This is a genomic window from Candidatus Dactylopiibacterium carminicum (assembly GCF_014736495.1).
Classification (GTDB): Bacteria; Pseudomonadota; Gammaproteobacteria; order Burkholderiales; family Rhodocyclaceae; genus Uliginosibacterium; species Uliginosibacterium carminicum.
The window spans coordinates 42,131-57,534 of sequence record NZ_MDUX01000007.1 but is presented as its reverse complement, the minus strand read 5'-3'; the positions used below and the strand labels follow the sequence as shown (position 1 = coordinate 57,534).

The window sequence follows — 15,404 nt, the reverse complement described above, 5'->3', positions numbered from 1 at the left end:
TTTTCTGTTTTGCCGGTGAGCGATTCCTGGCCGCTCGCGAAATCCGCCGCACTTCGATACTTCGGTACGAAGGGATTTCGGTGCAGATACGGCCCCTTGCCACACCCCTTTTTCGAGCACGCTATCCAGGCTTGAACGGGGGCGGGCGGCAGCCCAGAAGCAGAGGCCCGTCATTCCGGCTTGCACCGGAATGACGGCGTGAGCTCACCTGAATGGCATGGCCCCGCTGCGCGGGGCCCGGTCTGCGTGCGCGGGCCGGTCAGAAGCCGATTGCCAGCAGGGCCGCGGCCGCGATCAAGGTTCCGATGGCGGCCGTGCCGTACACCAGGACGCGGGCGGGCAGACCGGCGTGAATGCCGATGTCGTGCAGGCTGTGGAAGATGCGGTGCACTGCATGCCAGAAGAACAGCGCCACCACCGCGAAGAGGAAGCCCTTGCCGAAGACGTTGCCGGCGAAGTCACGCATCGTTGTGTACGAAAGCGCTTCCGCGGGCAGCAGTCCGCTGGGCACACCGAATGCCAGCAGGAATACCAGCATCGCGCCGAGCATTGCGGCAAGCATGCCGCCGGCACCGAACAACAGCCAGAAGATCGGTTCGTGGCTGCGCTTGAGCGGATCATTCATCACAGACCTCCTCGTGCAAGCAGCCAGGCGCCGGTGGCCAGCACCGCGCTGGCGGCGATCATCGCCATCATGCCCGCGGCACTCAGCACCCAGCCTGGCAGGCGGGCGTGGCCGATGCGTACTGGCGGGATGGTGCGCGGCAGGATCAGGAACCAGGTGATGCCGTGGTAGAGCAACATCAGCAGGACCAGTCCGTTGGCAATTTGCGCCGGAAGCCAGTCCAGCCAGGCGAGAAAACCGTTCCAGGCGGCCTCGCCGAGTGCCAGGCAGACCAGGCCGGCGAGCAGTTCGAGCGCGAACAGCCACACGAACACGGCCGTGCCTTCGTGCGCCATGTATTCGATGAAGAACGGATCCCGCAGGTACCAGCGCGCCATCGGGCGGATGTAGGGGCGGCGTGCGCTCATTGGCAGCCTCCCTTCGGCGCGGGGCGCGGCAGGAAGCGGAAGAAGTAGTCACGCGCGCTGTTCATCTTGTTGACGTTCACCGCATTGGCCGGATCGACTATCTTCGGACACACCGCCGAGCAGTAGCCCACCGCGGTGCAGTTGAAGACGCCCAGCTCGGCGCTGATCAGCTTCATGCGCTCCTCGCTGCCGCCGTCGCGGCTGTCGAGGTTGTAACGATGCAGCAGGGCAATCGCACCCGGGCCGAGGAAGTTTGGGTTGAGCCCCACCTGCGGGCAGGCCGCGTAGCACAGCCCGCAGTTGATGCAGCCGGCGAACTGCTCGTAGAGCGACATCTCCTGCGGCGTCTGACGGTATTCGCCGTCTTCCGGGGCACGCTCCTCCCTGGGCATCAGCCAGGGCTTCACGCGTTCGAGCTTGGCGATGAAGTCATCCATCACCACCACCAGATCGCGTTCGATGGGGAAGTGCGCCAGGGCCTCCACTGTCACCTTGCCCTCGAAGTCGCGCAGGAATGTCTTGCAGGCCAGGCGCGGCTTGCCACCGATCATCAGGCCGCAGCTGCCGCAGATGGCCTGCCGGCAGGACCAGCGGAAGCTCAGCGTGCCGTCCAGCTCGTCCTTGATGTAATTCAGCGCGGCGAGTACCGAGGTGTCCTCGGCGAAAGGCACCTCGTAGTCCTGCCAGAAAGGCTCCTTGTCCTGCTCCGGGCGGTAGCGCAGTACTGCCACTGTCTTGGTCTGCGGCTTCATGCCTTCTCTCCTGCTTCCGCGGCCAGCCCGGCGGCGCCATAGGCGCGTACGGCAGGCGGCAGGCGGGTGATGTTCACATCCTGGTAGCGGATCTGCGGTGCGCCGTCGGCCTGGCGGTACGCCAGCGAATGGCGCAGGAACTGCGCATCGTCTCGGGCCTCGAAATCGAGGCGCTGGTGAGCACCGCGGGATTCGCGCCGGTTGAGCGCCGAATGCGCCATGGCCTCGGCCACTTCCAGCTGGTAGCCCAGCTCGATGGCGGTGAACCATTCGCTGTTCCACACCGAGGAGCGATCCGTGACTGTCACCCGCCGGAAGCGCTCGCGCAATTCGGCGAGCGTGTCGCAGGTGGCCTGCATGCTGGCTTCCGTGCGGTAGATGCCGCAGCCGTCTTCCATGGTCTGCGCCATGGCGCGGCGCAGATCGGCGATGCGTTCGCGGTCATCCTCGCGCAGCAGTGCCCGTGAAGGGTGCGCGGCGGCTTCCGCCTGTGCGAGCAGGGCTTCGGCCGAGGCCGGCGTGGCTTCACGCGCAAGTCGGGTGGCCGCTTCGCCGGCACGGCGGCCGAACACCAGCAGCTCGGAGAGCGAATTCGACCCCAGGCGGTTGGCGCCATGGATGCCCACGCTGGAGCATTCGCCGATGGCGAAGAGGCCGGGCAGGGTTGTGGCGCCATCGGCGTCGGCGTTGATGCCGCCCATCGTGTAATGCACGGCCGGGCGTACTGGAATCGGTGCAGTCACCGGATCGATGCCCATGAACTCACGCGCCAGTTCGCAGATCTGCGGCAGGCGCTCGGCCAGCCGAGCGGCGCCGAGGTGACGCAGATCGAGGTGTACGACGGGGCCGTAGGGGCCATCGAGGGTGCGGCCTTTCTGCATCTCGTGCCAGAAGGCCTGAGAGAGGCGGTCGCGCGGGCCGAGTTCCATGAACTTGTTGCGCGGTGCGTCCTGCACCGGGCCGAGGCCGTAGTCCTGCAGATAGCGGTAGCCGTCGCGGTTCGTGAGCAGGCCGCCTTCGCCGCGACAGGCTTCGGTGAACAGCAGGCCCGTGCCAGGCATGCAGGTCGGGTGGTATTGCACGAATTCCATATCGCGCAGCGCCACGCCGTGGCGATAGGCCACGGCCATGCCGTCGCCGGTGACGATGCCGCCGTTGGTGTTCTCGCGGAACACCCGCGTCGCGCCGCCGGTGGCCAGGATCACTGCGCCAGCCTCGATCAGCGTGTATTCGCCGCTGGCGATCTCCACCACCAGCACGCCGCGCGCGTGCCCATCGACCACGACCAGGTCGATCAGGAAATATTCGTCGAAACGGCGGATCGCCGGGTACTTGAGCGAAGTCTGGAACAGGGTGTGCAGCAGGTGCATGCCGGTGCGGTCGGCGGCGAACCAGGTGCGCTCGTTCTTCATGCCACCGAAGGGGCGCACGTTCACACGGCCATCATCGCGGCGGCTCCAGGGGCAGCCCCAGTGCTCGATGCGCGTGAGCTCGCCCACGTCCTGCTCGCACAGCCAGTCGCCCCCGGCCACCGTGTCGTAGAAATGCGCGTCCAGGCTGTCCTTGGCGTCGACCACTCCTGCGGCGCCGCCTTCTGCCGCGCAGGTGTGGCTGCGCATCGGATAGACCTTGGAGACCAAGGCCACTGTCTGCGTGGCATCTGTTTCGGCTGCCGCGATCGCTGCGCGCAGCCCGGCGCTACCTGCGCCGACGATGACCACATCCGCTTTGAAAACCCTCACTTTCATATCCCGTTCGTCTCGCTACTTTCGAGCCGGGCGAAAAGAACAAAGGGTGTGCCCGATTGCACACCCTCTTGCCCGACTGACGCAGCAGACCGAAGCAGCCTACCGGTTTTGCCGTCAGCATGGCTTGCCTGACATCAAGACCTTGCCTGCAAAGGGTTTCCGGCCTGCCCGCGCGGGCTGAGTACCCGTCATCCATACGTTCTGGGCATTACCTGGATGCTGCTGAAGCTGAAGGAAATTTGTGCGTTGGTCGTGTGCCGGGGCTTCAGCGTGGCGCTCGGCCAGCCGTATACCCACTATCTGAAAACAATCCCTATAAACCCGTATCCGGCAATGGGTGCGGCGGGGAGCATCCGGGCGGATTCCGCCCTTCATTCGAGGTTTTTTGCATGCAATCCATACGCACGCGCCTGATCGTCGTCACGGCGCTGTTGATGTTGATCTCTCTGTTGTCCGTCTCACTGGGGGTCTATCTGAGTACGCGCAGCGCGCTGGTCGAGCGCCTGGGCAGCGAGATCCATGAGGTGGCGCGCGTCACCGCTGCGGCTACGGGAGACTGGGTGAAGACCAGCCTGAACGTGGTGCAGGCGGCCCAGCAGGCGGCTGCGCTGGAGTCGCCGGACGATGTGCTCCAGCAGGCCAAGCGCTCCGGGGGATTCGATCTGGTGTATGTGGGCTATGCGGACAAGCGCACGCTTTTCACCGATGCTCAGGCGCTGCCCGCAGGCTACGATCCGACGCAACGCCCCTGGTATCTCTCGGCTACCGCCAGCCAGGGGCCGATCATGACGTCGCCCTACATCGATGCTTCCAGCAAGGCGCTGGTGGTCTCCTTTGCCCAGGCCCATCGCGAGGGGGGCGAGGTGAAGGGTGTGGTGGCCGCCGATGTCACGCTCAAGCACATCGTCGAGCAGGTGCTGGGTGTGAAGTTCTCGGCTGAGGGCTATGCCTTCCTGGCCTCCGGCAAGGGCGAGATCCCCGTGCATCCGGACAGTGCATTGCTGGGCAAGCCGCTCACCGAGCTGAGCCCGGATCTGGCCGGTGGCGGGGCCTTCGTCGGTGGGCTCGGCGATACGCGGGTGCGTGGCAAGCGCAGCTATGCGGGTTTGTTCGAGGTGCCGGGCACCGAATTGCGGCTGGGGGTGGTGATCGATCGCCAGAGCGCGCTGGCTCCGCTGGATCGCCTGCTGTGGACGGCGCTGGGCGTGACCGTGCTGGCGCTCGGCATCGCCTTGCCACTGATGGCGTTGCTGTTTGCCCGATTGCTTGGCCGTCTGGGCGTGCTGCGTGACTTGATGCAGGACATCTCGGGGGGCGGTGGCGATCTGACACGCAAGCTTACGGTGCATGGGCATGACGAAATCGCGCAGACCTCCTCGGCCTTCAACCGCTTTCTGGACGGGCTGCGCAGCATGATGCTCGAGGTGCGGGGCGATTCCGGCAAGCTTTCGGACGGCGTCGAATCCATGGGCGAACGCGTGCGCGTGCTGGCCGAGCATTCCGCACAGCTTTCCGACACGGCGGCGGCCAATGCCGCCCCCATCGAGCAGATCACCGTATCTATCGCTCATATCGCCGAGAACGCGGACGAAGCCAATGCGCTGATGCGGGAGACCGGGCGCATGTCGGAAACCGGTGCCGTGGCGATTGCCGAAGTCTCGCGCGAATTCGGCCGCTCAGCTGATTCCGTGCAGCAACTGGCCGGCACGATGCAGACGCTGAACAACCGCGCCGGCGAGATCAGCGGCATCGTGAACGTGATCAAGGAGATCGCCGACCAGACCAATCTGCTGGCGCTGAATGCGGCCATCGAGGCGGCACGCGCTGGCGAACAGGGGCGCGGCTTCGCCGTGGTGGCCGATGAGGTGCGCAAGCTTGCCGAGCGCACCGCGCGTGCGACGGTGGAGATCGGTGTGATGATCCAGGGCATGACCCAAGACACCGGCAGCGCCTATGCCAGCATGGAAAACAGCATCGAATGCGTGAACCAGGGGGCGCGCGCCAGCGAGGAAGCCGCGCGCCAGATGCAGGAGATCCAGACGCGGATGGGCGAGGCGCTGCAGCGCCTGGAGGATATCGCTGCATCCACTGGCGAACAGCAGCTGGCCACCACGCAGATGGCGCAGGCGGCCGAGCAGGTGACCACACGCATGCAGGAAAACGATCAGGATCTGCAGACCGTGCGCGAAACGCTGGGCATGCTGGGCGATATGTCGCGGCGCCTGCGCGAGCTGATCGGCGGTTTCCGCCTCTGAGCAGCTTTTGATCAGGCGCTCCGGCGCGTGGCGGATGGCAGCTCGCCGAACTGCTGTCGATAATCCTGCGCGAACTGGCTGAGGTGGCCGAAGCCCCAGGCATAGGCGATGCTGGAAATCGGCGTGCAGGGGTCGCCCCGGCGCAGCTCGCGGCGCACGGCGTTGAGCCGGATGTTGCGCATGTAGGCCAGCGGCGACAGTCCGGTGATTTCTTCCACGCAGTTCTGCAGGGCCCGCCGGCTCAGATGCAGGCGCTCGCACAGTTCGGGGATGGTGGGTACGCAGGCGGGATCCTGCAGTACCTGGGCGTGCAGGCGGCTGACCACCTGCTGATGCGTGAGCTGGCTGCGCCGTGCGGGCTGGCTGCCTTGCCCCTGCTGCAATAGGCGCGCGAGCTGCGCGAAGATGCGTTCCTGCAGGCCGGCCGGGCTGTCCTGGCTCAGATCGCGGGCGTCATCGAGAATGGTGGCCAGGGCGGCACACAGGCCGGCCTTCTGTAGAGGCGGCAGTACGATCACGTCGCGTTGCTGGATCGCCTGATCGAGCGCTGTGCGGTGGTGCGTTTCGAGGTAGCTGGCGAAGGTGGCGCGATCCACCACCACGCCGTACAGATCGAAATCCGGCGCGGTGATCAGATCGAACTCGGCGCCGCCGTCACGGATGCACACGGCGGCCTCGGGGATCCGCTTGTGGCCCAGCATCATGCTGCCTTCCTCGGCGGCCGGGATGCCGAACCATACGGAGTCCTTCCACGCCGCACAGGTCTGGCGCAGGCGCCGGTTGGCGCGCTCGACGAATACCTGCGTGCAGGGCAGCCAGAGCTCGGTCACACAGCCCTCGAAACTGCCGGCGGAAAGCTGGTCGTAGCGCTGATCCCACTGCGAGAGGTTGTGCGCGTGTTCATCCGCATCGGATGCGCGCGTCCGCCGCCGCAGCATGCCGGGCGAGAAGGCCGCAGGGGAGGGCGTGGCGTTCATTGCGCATCATGGGCTGGATGTCGATGCTTGACTCCAAGCAAGCATCATTCCCTGTGCGGCGAAGGGATGTGATGGCGCTGATGCGCGCGGCGCCGGCACTTTCGTTCCGTGCCTGCTTCTTCCGTCGCCCACCGATCGGCCCTGCATCGGTGCGTCTGGCGTCGGCATGCACAGTGGCGGCGCGCGGGTCTTGTGCCAGCCTTGTCCCTGATTGGTCGCGTGGATGTTGTGGCGAGGTTTCCAGCTCGACTGGACCCTTCTCCCCCAGTCTCTCTCCCGCAAGGGGAGAGGCGCGTCGCTGCGCGTGGCGTGGGGTTTTCTCTCTCATCGTGGGAGAGGGCGGGGGAGAGGGGTATTCCGTTTACTTGAGCCCGCCTCTTTCAAATCCGCGTTATCCCGGCATGCGCCCGAATGACGGTATTGCCGGGGAGATGAGGGGCATGCCGCGCGGGCAACGGACAGCCTTCATGTGGCGGTGGTGCCATTCGTGCCGATTCCTGATATCGGCGTGCCGAAAGCCGATAGATCGTGGCGGGCGCTTCACGCGACGATGCCACCATCTCATTCTGGAGCATCGATCATGGGCATGTCTGAATCGTCCGGTGGCAAGCTTGCCGCCACGCTGGGAACCTAGCAGCTGTGGGGCATCGCCGTCGGCCTCGTGATCTCGGGGGAGTATTTCGGCTGGAGTTTCGGCTGGGCTTCCGCAGGCACCCTGGGTTTTCTTGTCACCACCGTGGCGGTGGCGTTGATGTACGGCACCTTCATCTTCAGCTTCACCGAGCTGACCACCAGCATTCCCCATGCCGGCGGTCCGTTCGCCTACAGCTACCACGCCTTCGGCCCCACGGGCGGCTATCTGGCCGGCATGGCCACGCTGATCGAATTCGTGTTCGCGCCGCCAGCCATCTCGCTGGCCATCGGCGCGTATCTGAACGTGCAGTTTCCCGCGCTGGACCCCAAGCTCGCCGCCGTGGCGGCCTATGGCGTGTTCATGGGGCTGAACATTCTGGGGGTGACGATCGCGGCCACTTTCGAGCTCTGCGTGACCCTGCTGGCGATCTTCGAGCTGCTGGTGTTCATGGGCGTGGTCGCTCCCGGTTTCTCCTTCGCCAATTTCGCCAAGGGCGGCTGGGCCGGAGCGGATAGCTTCTCGCTGGCGTCACTGTCCGGCATCTTCGCGGCGATCCCGTTCGCGATCTGGTTCTTCCTCGCCATCGAAGGCGTGGCCATGGCTGCGGAAGAGGCGCGTGACCCGAAGCGCTCCATCCCGATCGCCTACACCTGCGGCATCCTCACGCTGGTGGTGCTGGCGCTCGGCGTGATGCTGTTCGCCGGTGGCGCGGGTGACTGGACCAAGCTTGCCAACATCAACGATCCGTTGCCGCAGGCCATGAAGATGATCGTGGGCGAATCCAGTGGCTGGCTGCACATGCTGGTGTGGCTGGGGCTGTTCGGCCTGGTCGCCTCCTTCCACGGCATCATCCTGGGTTACTCGCGCCAGATCTTCGCCCAGGCGCGTGCGGGCTACCTGCCGGGCTGGCTCGGCGCCGTGCATCCGAAGTTCAAGACGCCGCACCGCGCCATCCTGGCCGGTGGCGTGGTCGGCATCGCGGCGATCTTCTCGGATGAGGTGCTGTCCTTCGGCGGCCAGACGCTGACGGCCAACATCGTGACGATGTCGGTGTTCGGTGCGCTGCTGATGTACATCCTGAGCATGGCCTCGCTGTTCAAGCTGCGCCGCAGCCAGCCGGACCTGCCACGCAGTTACAGGGCCCCCTTCTTCCCCGTGTTTCCAGCCATTGCATTGACGGGCGCGGTGGTCTGCCTGGTCACCGTGGTGTGGTTCAACCCGCTGCTGGCCGGGGTCTTCGTGGGCATCCTGGCTGCCGGTTATGCCTACTTCCGCGCCACCCATGCCAAGCGCAGCGCGCGGCCCATGGCCGAGCTGGTCGGCGCGGCCGTGGAAACCCGTTGAGTCAGGGCCGGTCGATGCCCTATGCAGCTTCCATCGGTATGCGGCGGCATGTCTTTGCCGACCTGAAGACGCTGCTGGCCAAGGCCAGCCCGGCGCGCTCGGGCGACATGCTGGCCGGGGTCGCCGCCGCCTCGGAAGAGGAACGCATGGCTGCGCGGATCGCGCTGGCGGAGGTGCCGCTGGCGCGTTTCCTGCAGGAAATGGTGGTGCCCTACGAAACGGACGAGGTGACGCGGCTGATCATCGATCACCACGATGCCACCGCCTTCGCACCGGTGGCTGGCCTCACCGTCGGCGAGTTCCGCGACTGGCTGCTCTCGGATGCCGCTTCGCGCTTCACGCTGGCTGATCTGGCGCCGGGGCTGACGCCGGAGATGGTGGCGGCGGTGAGCAAGCTGATGCGCAACCAGGATCTGATCCTGGTGGCCGCCAAGTGCGAGGTGGTGACCCGCTTCCGCAACACGCTCGGGCTGCACGGACGGCTCGCGTTGCGTCTGCAGCCCAACCACCCCACCGACGATCCGCAGGGCATCGCGCTCCATGCTCGACGGCCTGCTGTATGGCGCGGGTGACGCAGTGATCGGCATCAACCCGGCCAGCGACAGCCTGCCCGCCATCACCGCGCTGCTGCAGCTCATCGACGGCTTCCGTCAGCAATACGAAGTGCCCACGCAGAGTTGCGTGCTCACGCATGTGACCAACACGCTGCGGGCCATCGAGAAGGGCGCTCCGGTGGATCTGGTGTTCCAGTCCATCGGCGGCACCGAAGCCGTGAATGCCAGTTTCGGCGTCACTGCCGCGATTCTGGAGGAAGCCATGCAGGCCGCGCGCGGCCTGGCGCGCGGCACGGTGGGGGACAACGTGATGTATTTCGAGACCGGGCAGGGCAGCGCCCTTTCCGCCAACGGCCATCACGGTGCCGACCAGCAGACGCTGGAAGCCCGTGCCTACGGGCTGGCCCGGCGTTACCAGCCCCTGTTGGTGAATACCGTGGTCGGCTTCATCGGCCCGGAATATCTCTACGACGGCAAGCAGATCATCCGCGCCGGCCTGGAGGACCATTTCTGCGGCAAGCTGCTGGGCCTGCCGATGGGCTGCGACATCTGCTACACCAACCATGCCGAGGCCGATCAGGACGACATGGATACGCTGCTCACGCTGCTGGGCGTGGCCGGCATCAATTTCATCATCGGCGTGCCGGGGGCGGACGACATCATGCTCAACTACCAGAGCACCTCCTTTCATGACGCGCTTTATCTGCGCCGGGTGCTGAACCGCCGGCGTGCGCCTGAGTTCGAGGAGTGGCTGGAGCGCATGGGGATTGCCGACTATCGCGGCGAGCTGATCGCGCAGACCGAGCAGCAGCCCTTGCTGGCGCTGGCGGGGCTGGAGGATACGAGGCGTGGCTGAGAAACCCCTCGCGCGTGGCGCAGGCCTGATCACGCCGGACCCCTGGACGCGCCTGCAGTCGCTCACCCGGGCGCGCATCGCACTCGGGCGCAGAGGCGCCAGTCTGCCCACGCGCGAAGTGCTGGCCTTCGGCCTCTCGCATGCGCAGGCACGTGACGCGGTCCATCAACCGCTGGATGTTGCCGCGCTGGCGTGCGGATTCCATGCGGCGGGCTACCTCACCCGCACGGTGACGAGCCAGGCGGCAGATCGCGGCGTCTATCTGCGCCGGCCGGATTGGGGCCGGCGCTTGGCCGAAGCCTCGGCACAGCAGCTCCAGACCTGGCCTGCGCCGCCGGGCCGGCTCGTCTTCGTGATCGGCGATGGGCTGTCTTCACTGGCCACGCAGCGTCACAGCCTGCCTCTGCTGGAGGCGCTGGCCGCGTATTTCCCGGATCTGCATGCGTGCCCGGTGGTGATCGCCACCCAGGCGCGGGTGGCATTGGGCGATGAGGTGGGGCAGTTGCTGGGCGCCGACATGGTGGTGGTGCTGATCGGCGAACGGCCGGGGCTTTCCTCGCCGGACAGCCTGGGGATCTATCTCACTGGCCAGCCCCGTGTCGGCCTCACGGACGCCGCGCGCAACTGCATCTCCAACGTGCGCCCCGAGGGGCTGCCGTATGCGGAGGCCGCGCGCAAGCTTGCCTTCCTGATTGCGGGGGCCCGCCAGCTGGGCCGCACGGGCGTCGACCTTAAGGACGACAGCGACGAACGCCTGCCCGGCGAGCGTCCTGAGCCTTTTCTGCTCTCTGCTGCGTTTTGAGCGTGGTGCGCATGGCGCACCTCTACGTCTCCTGCGTGCACCGCCCCATGGGCGATGTTGCAGACCGTGATAGCGGCCATGCGTGATCCGGCGCTTTCCTGCATGCCGGGTTTTCGCTAGATTGGTGCGTGTTTTCAGACAAATTTGATCTTCCTTTCAGCATGGACAAGGCGCCGACCCTGCGCGACGCCTTGCATCGTCCGCTGCGCGATCTGCGCATTTCGGTGACCGATCGCTGCAATCTGCGCTGCCCTTACTGCATGCCGCGCGAAACCTTCGACGATCACCAGTTCCTGGCTCGCGCCGAAATCCTGAGCTTCGAGGAGATCGTCCGTCTGGCCGGCATCTTCGTGAATCTGGGAGTTCGCAAGATCCGGCTGAGCGGGGGCGAGCCGCTGCTGCGGCGGAACATCGAGCGGCTGGTGGAGCGCCTGGCCCGCCTGCGCTGTCTGGATGGCTCCGACCTCGAACTGGCACTGACCACCAATGGCGTGCTGCTGGCCGACAAGGCCCGTGCGTTGCGCGAGGCCGGGCTCGATCGCGTCACCGTGAGTCTGGACGCGCTCAGCGAGCAGGGTTTCCGTCGCATGAGCGATTCTCGCTTTTCCCCCGCCCGTGTGCTCGAAGGCATCGCCCGGGCGCAAGCGGTCGGCCTCGGGCCGATGAAGGTCAATTGCGTGGTGCGCCGACAGGTCAACGAAGACGAAATCCTGCCGCTGCTGCGCCATTTCCGGCATTCCGGCGTGGTGCTGCGTTTCATCGAATACATGGACGTGGGCGGCTGCAATGAATGGCGGCCGCAGGATGTGATCAGCGCCCGCGAGATCCTCGACCGGATCGGCGCCGAATACCCCTTGCGGCCGCTGGAAGCGGCCTATCCGGGAGAAGTCTCGCAGCGCTGGGCGCTGGTCGACGGCAGTGCCGAGATCGGCGTGGTCGCCTCGGTAAGCCAGCCCTTCTGCGGCGACTGCAACCGGCTGCGGCTGGCCACCGACGGGAAGCTCTATACCTGCCTGTTCGCACGTCAGGGGCTGGATCTGCGTGCCCCCTTGCGTGCCGGTGAGGTGGATGCCGCACTGGCGGCCCGCATCGCGTCATGCTGGCAGCTGCGCGACGACCAGTATTCCGAGTTGCGCCACATCCAGCGCCGGCAGCCGGGGCGCAAGATCGAGATGTCCTACATCGGAGGCTGAGCTTGAGCGAAGATCTCACCCATTTTTCCGCCGAGGGCCGGGCACGCATGGTGGATGTTTCCGCCAAGCCGGCCACCGCGCGCATGGCCATCGCCAGCGGCGTGTTGCGCATGCAGGCGGCCACGCTGGCGCGCATCCATGAAGGCCGCGTGGTCAAGGGTAATGTGCTGGCCGTGGCGGATGTGGCCGCCGTGATGGCGGCCAAGCGCACACCGGAGACCATTCCGATGTGCCACAGCCTGCCACTGACCGGTGTGGAGGTGGCATTCACGGACGTGCCCGCCGATGCGGATGGTCAGCCGGGCGTGCGAGCATGCGTGGCGGTGAACTGCTTCGGCCCCACGGGCGTGGAAATGGAGGCGCTGTGCGCTGTCAGCGCGGCGCTGCTGACGATCTACGACATGTGCAAGGCGATCGACCCGGAAATGCGCGTCGAGGGTATCCAGCTCGACGAGAAACACGGTGGCAAGCACGGCGTGTGGCGGCGATCCGGGGGTAATGCATGATCAACGTGCTGCTCTTCGGCCCGGTGGCGGATGCCGCCGGCCTGCGAGGCTTCACGCTGGAACACCGGCCCGGGCTGAGGGTGGCGGACGTGCTGGCGCTGATGGCCGAGCGCCAGCCCGAGGCGAGGCGACTGGTCACCGTGGTGGCGCTGGATGGCGAACGCATGACACCTGCGGCACAAGCCGGTTGCGAGCTGCCAGCAGATTGCGAGCTGGTCTTCATGGCGATGTTTTCCGGAGGCTGAGCATGGCTGATGCGATACGGCTGCAGACGGAGGATTTTTCGCAGGGGCAAGTGGTCAGCGAACTGAATTTCGAGGCCTACGAGCGCATGGCGCTCGCCGAGATGCGGGTCCTGTGCGACGAGGCCCGCGTGCAATACGGCCTGCTTGGCGCGCGTATCGTGCATCGCGTGGGACGCATCCTGGCGGGCGAAAACATCGTGCTGATCGTCACCGGTGCGGAGCATCGTGCGCCTGCGCTGCAAGCTTGCCAATGGCTGATCGATGCGCTCAAGGAACGGGTGCCGATCTGGAAGAAGGAAAGCACGCCGGGCGGTAAGTACTGGGTGAGCCCCAGACCCTGAGAAGCTGTTCATGGTCATTTTTTTGTCATTTATTCGCCCTTCGACAAGCTCAGAGCCAGCCCTGGACCCGATCCGGGGGCGAACGGTTTCCATGAACCTAGCCCGTGTCTAAACCCCGTTCGTGCTGAGGTATCGAAGCATGAATGGGCGCCCGAACTACATTTTTCGAGATCGTGAACGGCCTCTGAGGGATTGAAACGATGGTTTTCGACGAACACGGCTGGCCGGTGGATGCTGCGCTGCGCTGCGTGCTGGAGACGGTGAGCCCTCTGGGCATCGAACGGGTGCCGCTCACGCGGGCCCGGGGACGGGTGCTGGCGGAGGATCTGTGTGCCAGCCGTGACCTGCCACCGAGCGCAGTGTCGATGATGGATGGCTATGCCGTGCGCAGTACCGATGTGGCGACGGTGCCGGTCGGGCTCGCGGTGACGGAAGAGATCTGCGCCGGCCGGCAGCCCCGGTTTGCACTGGCGGCCGGGCAATGCGCCCGCATCATGACCGGCGCGCCCCTGCCTGCCGGCGCAGACGGGGTGGTGCGCGTGGAAGGCTCGCGGCGTCTGTCCGGTGATCAGGTCGAATTGCTGGAGAGTGCATCGATCGGGCATCACGTGCGTCCCCAGGGGGACAGCATGCGTGCTGGTGACGTGGTGATGCAGGCCGGCTGCGAACTGGTGCCGGGCGCCATTGGCGTGCTCGCCACGCTCAAGGTGGTGCAGGTTCGTGTGCACCGGCTGCCGCGTGTGGCCATCCTGTCGACCGGCGATGAACTGGAAGCGCTGGATGCCCCCGTGGATCCTCTGAAGATTCCGGATGCCAACAGCTACGCGCTGATGGCGCAGGTGCAGGCACTGGGCATCGAGCCGGACTTGCTGGGTATCGCACCGGACGAGCCGGTGGCGCTGCAGGCTGCGCTGGCGCGCGGACTGGAGATCGCGGATGTGCTGCTGGTTTCCGGAGGCTTTTCGGTCGGCGAACATGATTATGTGCAGCAGACCCTGCAGGCGCTGGGTGTGAAGCAGCATTTTGGTCGCATCGCGATGCGACCCGGTCATCCGCTGATGTTCGGCAGCCATGCCGGCGGACATGTCTTCGGTCTGCCCGGCAATCCCGTCTCCAGCATGGTGTGTTTCGAACTGTTCGTACTGCCTGCGTTGCGCAGGCTGATGGGGCATCGTCGTGTATGCCGTACGGAGGTACGTGCACGTCTGCTGGAGCCCATACGTACCCATCCACAGCGGACCGAGTTCGTGCGCGTGCGGCTGACCCGGGATGACGAGGGCCGATGGCTCGCGCGGCCGACCGGCGCACAGGGCAGTGCCCTGTTGCAATCGATGATGCTGGCCGATGGTCTGCTGCGGGCGCCTGTCGGGGCCGGCGGGCTTGCGGCAGGCGACGAGGTCCGGGTCCATCTGCTGGATCAGGCTGTCTTCCGGGTTGCGGATACTTTTGGAGAGCACACATGAGCGCCCGCATCGGCATTCTGACCGTTTCCGATCGCGCCAGCACCGGGATCTACGAAGACAAGGGCGGCCCGGCGATCCAGGCCTGGCTGGCACGTGCGCTGAGCTCTCCCTGGGAGGGCGTGCCGCGCCTGATCCCGGATGACCGTGCGGGGATCGAGGCTGCCCTGCGCGAGCTTGTCGATGAGGCGGGTTGCTGTCTCATCGTGACCACCGGCGATACTGGCCCCGCACCGCGCGATGTGACCCCCGAAGCCACCGAAGCTGTGTGCGACAAGATGCTGCCGGGTTTTGGCGAGCTGATGCGCGCGGCATCCCTGAAAGTGGTGCCCACCGCAATTCTGTCACGGCAGACTGCTGGCATTCGCAGCCGTTGCCTGATCATCAATCTGCCGGGGAAGCCCTCGGCGATCGCGGACTGCCTGGACGCGGTATTCCCAGCGGTGCCCTATTGCATCGATCTCATCGAAGGTGCCCGCCTGGAGACCGATCCCGCCGTGTGCAAGGCATTCCGCCCCGGGTCTTGAGTCCTGCTTCGCGGCAGGGTGACCGCCGTGTGTCGGCATGTGCGGTGTCCCGGCATGTCGTGCTTGCCTTCTAGGTCGATGGTCGGGTGTGTTCTTGTTAAAGTTTTGCGCATCTTGAGGAGAGTTAATCTGCCATAAAGGTCGTTTTGCACCTGTCTCGGGATAATAAGCTCCGTCT

General features: G+C 65.8%; 14 protein-coding genes and 1 pseudogene. 10 read left to right on the top strand and 5 right to left on the bottom strand.

Annotation, left to right across the window (positions count from 1 at the left end; genetic code table 11):
• Window positions 1-259: 259 nt before the first annotated feature.
• The 4 genes from frdD to frdA are packed head-to-tail and all read right to left on the bottom strand — an operon-like array spanning window position 260 to window position 3,526.
• Window positions 260-625 (bottom strand): fumarate reductase subunit FrdD, encoded by a 366-nt coding sequence (frdD, locus tag BGI27_RS03520; protein WP_095523524.1) that lies wholly within the window; start codon window positions 623-625, stop codon window positions 260-262.
• The gene (locus tag BGI27_RS03515) at window positions 625-1,032 is read right to left on the bottom strand and encodes a succinate dehydrogenase/fumarate reductase transmembrane subunit (RefSeq protein WP_095523523.1); all 408 of its coding nucleotides are present in this window, start codon (window positions 1,030-1,032) and stop codon (window positions 625-627) included. Before BGI27_RS03515 ends, frdD begins: the two co-directional genes overlap by 1 nt.
• Window positions 1,029-1,784, bottom strand: a complete 756-nt coding sequence (locus BGI27_RS03510) for a succinate dehydrogenase/fumarate reductase iron-sulfur subunit (protein WP_095523522.1) — start codon at window positions 1,782-1,784, stop codon at window positions 1,029-1,031. The genes BGI27_RS03515 and BGI27_RS03510 overlap by 4 nt, the downstream gene beginning before the upstream one ends.
• A complete protein-coding gene (gene frdA / locus BGI27_RS03505) occupies window positions 1,781-3,526 on the bottom strand; it encodes a fumarate reductase (quinol) flavoprotein subunit (RefSeq protein WP_095523553.1) in 1,746 nt (581 codons plus the stop codon). Before frdA ends, BGI27_RS03510 begins: the two co-directional genes overlap by 4 nt.
• Window positions 3,527-3,921: 395 nt before the next feature.
• Between frdA and BGI27_RS03500 the strand changes: the two genes are divergently transcribed.
• Window positions 3,922-5,787 carry a methyl-accepting chemotaxis protein gene (locus BGI27_RS03500; RefSeq protein WP_170942914.1) on the top strand — a complete coding sequence of 622 codons (1,866 nt, stop codon included), beginning with the start codon at window positions 3,922-3,924 and terminating at the stop codon, window positions 5,785-5,787.
• Window positions 5,788-5,798: 11 nt separating this feature from the next.
• On the opposite strand, the gene BGI27_RS03495 is transcribed toward BGI27_RS03500, so the two are convergent.
• A complete protein-coding gene (locus BGI27_RS03495) occupies window positions 5,799-6,764 on the bottom strand; it encodes a helix-turn-helix domain-containing protein (RefSeq protein ID WP_095523520.1) in 966 nt (321 codons plus the stop codon).
• 637 nt (window positions 6,765-7,401) lie between these two features.
• Between BGI27_RS03495 and eat the strand changes: the two genes are divergently transcribed.
• The 9 genes and pseudogenes from eat to mog all read left to right on the top strand — a co-directional run bounded on the left by eat (window position 7,402) and on the right by mog (window position 15,226).
• Window positions 7,402-8,742 (top strand): ethanolamine permease, encoded by a 1,341-nt coding sequence (eat, locus tag BGI27_RS03490; protein ID WP_223871576.1) that lies wholly within the window; start codon window positions 7,402-7,404, stop codon window positions 8,740-8,742.
• A gap of 14 nt (window positions 8,743-8,756) precedes the next feature.
• Window positions 8,757-10,152 (top strand): annotated as a pseudogene (locus tag BGI27_RS18810) (ethanolamine ammonia-lyase subunit EutB).
• A complete protein-coding gene (gene eutC, locus BGI27_RS03480; RefSeq protein WP_223871572.1) occupies window positions 10,145-10,954 on the top strand; it encodes an ethanolamine ammonia-lyase subunit EutC in 810 nt (269 codons plus the stop codon). The pseudogene BGI27_RS18810 and the gene eutC overlap by 8 nt, the downstream one beginning before the upstream one ends.
• 161 nt (window positions 10,955-11,115) lie before the next feature.
• Window positions 11,116-12,147 carry a GTP 3',8-cyclase MoaA gene (gene moaA / locus BGI27_RS03475; protein WP_095523551.1) on the top strand — a complete coding sequence of 344 codons (1,032 nt, stop codon included), beginning with the start codon at window positions 11,116-11,118 and terminating at the stop codon, window positions 12,145-12,147.
• A 2-nt stretch (window positions 12,148-12,149) separates the two neighbouring features.
• Window positions 12,150-12,653, top strand: a complete 504-nt coding sequence (moaC, locus tag BGI27_RS03470; protein ID WP_223871571.1) for a cyclic pyranopterin monophosphate synthase MoaC — start codon at window positions 12,150-12,152, stop codon at window positions 12,651-12,653.
• Complete coding sequence (locus tag BGI27_RS03465) at window positions 12,650-12,898, top strand: MoaD/ThiS family protein (RefSeq protein ID WP_095529721.1); 249 nt, start codon at window positions 12,650-12,652, stop codon at window positions 12,896-12,898. The genes moaC and BGI27_RS03465 overlap by 4 nt, the downstream gene beginning before the upstream one ends.
• A 2-nt stretch (window positions 12,899-12,900) precedes the next feature.
• Window positions 12,901-13,239 carry a molybdenum cofactor biosynthesis protein MoaE gene (locus BGI27_RS03460; RefSeq protein WP_141239699.1) on the top strand — a complete coding sequence of 113 codons (339 nt, stop codon included), beginning with the start codon at window positions 12,901-12,903 and terminating at the stop codon, window positions 13,237-13,239.
• A gap of 200 nt (window positions 13,240-13,439) precedes the next feature.
• Window positions 13,440-14,702 (top strand): molybdopterin molybdotransferase MoeA, encoded by a 1,263-nt coding sequence (locus tag BGI27_RS03455; RefSeq protein WP_095523517.1) that lies wholly within the window; start codon window positions 13,440-13,442, stop codon window positions 14,700-14,702.
• Window positions 14,699-15,226 (top strand): molybdopterin adenylyltransferase, encoded by a 528-nt coding sequence (gene mog / locus BGI27_RS03450; RefSeq protein WP_095523516.1) that lies wholly within the window; start codon window positions 14,699-14,701, stop codon window positions 15,224-15,226. The genes BGI27_RS03455 and mog overlap by 4 nt, the downstream gene beginning before the upstream one ends.
• Window positions 15,227-15,404: the final 178 nt, after the last annotated feature.

What these genes read in the sequence shown, in the direction of transcription:
- BGI27_RS03495 (WP_095523520.1), bottom strand. Translation starts at nt 6,764, where the DNA reads ATGAACGCCACGCCCTCCCCTGCGGCCTTCTCGCCCGGCATGCTGCGG.
- BGI27_RS03510 (WP_095523522.1), bottom strand. Translation starts at nt 1,784, where the DNA reads ATGAAGCCGCAGACCAAGACAGTGGCAGTACTGCGCTACCGCCCGGAG.
- BGI27_RS03500 (WP_170942914.1), top strand. Translation starts at nt 3,922, where the DNA reads ATGCAATCCATACGCACGCGCCTGATCGTCGTCACGGCGCTGTTGATG.
- moaA (WP_095523551.1), top strand. Translation starts at nt 11,116, where the DNA reads ATGGACAAGGCGCCGACCCTGCGCGACGCCTTGCATCGTCCGCTGCGC.
- frdD (WP_095523524.1), bottom strand. Translation starts at nt 625, where the DNA reads ATGAATGATCCGCTCAAGCGCAGCCACGAACCGATCTTCTGGCTGTTG.
- BGI27_RS03455 (WP_095523517.1), top strand. Translation starts at nt 13,440, where the DNA reads ATGGTTTTCGACGAACACGGCTGGCCGGTGGATGCTGCGCTGCGCTGC.
- BGI27_RS03465 (WP_095529721.1), top strand. Translation starts at nt 12,650, where the DNA reads ATGATCAACGTGCTGCTCTTCGGCCCGGTGGCGGATGCCGCCGGCCTG.
- BGI27_RS03460 (WP_141239699.1), top strand. Translation starts at nt 12,901, where the DNA reads ATGGCTGATGCGATACGGCTGCAGACGGAGGATTTTTCGCAGGGGCAA.
- BGI27_RS03515 (WP_095523523.1), bottom strand. Translation starts at nt 1,032, where the DNA reads ATGAGCGCACGCCGCCCCTACATCCGCCCGATGGCGCGCTGGTACCTG.
- mog (WP_095523516.1), top strand. Translation starts at nt 14,699, where the DNA reads ATGAGCGCCCGCATCGGCATTCTGACCGTTTCCGATCGCGCCAGCACC.